Origin of the sequence: Adlercreutzia sp. DFI.6.23 (assembly GCF_024462535.1) — a bacterium.
GTDB lineage: Bacteria > Actinomycetota > Coriobacteriia > Coriobacteriales > Eggerthellaceae > Adlercreutzia > Adlercreutzia rubneri.
This window is the reverse complement of record NZ_JANGBP010000028.1, coordinates 1-803: the sequence shown is the minus strand read 5'-3', so window position 1 is coordinate 803 and position 803 is coordinate 1. Positions and strand designations below refer to the sequence as shown.

Below are 803 nucleotides of genomic sequence, written 5' to 3'. Positions count from 1 at the left end.
CCGTCTTAATCGTTCGACTTGCATGTGTTAAGCACGCCGCCAGCGTTCATCCTGAGCCAGGATCAAACTCTCCGTTCGAACAGCGCCCGGAGGCGCCGTCAGATCGATGTGAGTCTCGATTCTGTTTGAAAACTCTCCGTCGGGGCCTTAGGGCCCCTGACAGGGAAAAAGTTAAAGCTTGCTCTCTCGAATGTCCGTCTGACATCCGAGAAGACGTTTGTTCCGTCTCTCGAATTCCATCCTCAGTATCCGGTTGTCAAGGTTCCGCGGGAGGCTTCCCGCCCCGCCGCCCTCGCGAGCGGCGCAAGGAAATACTTTACAGGGTTTCCTGTTGGCTGTCAACGACTTTTTTCAAAATTTTTGAAAATTCGTTTCCAACGGGAACCCGCAGCCACTGGCCCAGAGAGACCAGCCGCCGCGCCTTCCTCAAGCGCGGATTTAGTAGAATACCCCTTCGGCTCCAAGAGCGCAAGGGGGAATTTAGAAAATTCTTTAAACGACATTTACGCCACACTTGCAACTCGCGCAACTCGCAAGTTGCCCCTGGCATGCCACGCTAAGCCCCCCCTCCCAGCAAATCGAGTCTCGCAGAAGCCAGGAGTTCTTGTCTGACAGAATGTCTGCCCTTTGAAACAAAAAACACCCTGTCGGGCGTCAATCATTATAGTAGAAATCATTTTGTCGCACAGGCTCGCCCGAGGAAGTCGGCGAGGGTCCGGCAGGCGCCCGGAATCGCCCCGCCTCGGGGCCGAGCGGCCTCCGCGCCGCGCCGAGCCCCGAACAAGGGGCGAGGCCGGGCGCCC

1 rRNA gene is annotated in these 803 nt (G+C 57.3%); it reads right to left on the bottom strand.

Features of this window, described 5'->3' with window-relative positions:
- A 16S ribosomal RNA gene (locus tag NE591_RS12155) occupies nucleotides 1-78 on the bottom strand; the annotation flags it as partial.
- Nucleotides 79-803 lie beyond the last annotated feature (725 nt).